2 pseudogenes are annotated in these 642 nt (G+C 72.9%); both read left to right on the forward strand.

Annotation, left to right across the window (positions count from 1 at the left end):
• Nucleotides 1-134: pseudogene (locus tag IH13_RS42625) on the forward strand (ATPase); the annotation flags it as partial.
• 20 nt (nucleotides 135-154) lie between these two features.
• Nucleotides 155-642, forward strand: a pseudogene (locus tag IH13_RS0122065) (hypothetical protein); the annotation flags it as partial.

The following is a 642-nucleotide window of genomic DNA, read 5'->3' on the forward strand; positions in this document are numbered from 1 at the left end:
GCGCGGAGGCGGCGGTCGCCGGCCGTTCCACCGCCGCCATCGACCGGGTCGCCGGGCGTCAGCGCGCCGTCCGCGCCCGCGTTCTCACCGAGGCCCTCGGCGTGGACGCGAGCATGGTGCAGGCCCAGCTCTGAACGCCGGGGAGAGCATGGCCGTGGGGAGGACACCGAACGAACTCGACGAGCTGGTGCGCCGGTCCGGGAAGTGGCTGGGCCTGTCCTCCGCCGCCCCCGAGCGGCACTCCGCGGCTGTGGTCGCGGACCGGTTCGACCACGTCACCTGGCGTGACACCTACGAGCAGTCGGCCGGAATGCGCGATCTCGCCGAGGAGTTGGACGGGCGTTACGACCACACCACCGAGCTCCTGACCGACGCGTTCCTGGCTGCCTACAAGACGGCCCCGCGGTTGCGTGAGCACGCGGAGATGGCACCGTCCCGGCTGGTCAACCACCAGATCATCGCCTCGCTCCTGGAGTCGCCGGGGTTCGCCGAACTTCACCGGGAGACGGTCGGTGATCCCTACGCCGCCGCCATGGCCGTGCTCGCCCAGGCGGCGGCGCTGCGCCGGATGCTGGAGCACTCGGGGCAAGCCCGGGAGCGGGCCCGGAAGGCGGAGGAGGCACAGCAGGGCGACGCGGAAGG

The sequence above is a fragment of the Streptomyces sp. NRRL WC-3549 genome, from assembly GCF_000721935.1.
Lineage (GTDB): Bacteria > Actinomycetota > Actinomycetes > Streptomycetales > Streptomycetaceae > Streptomyces.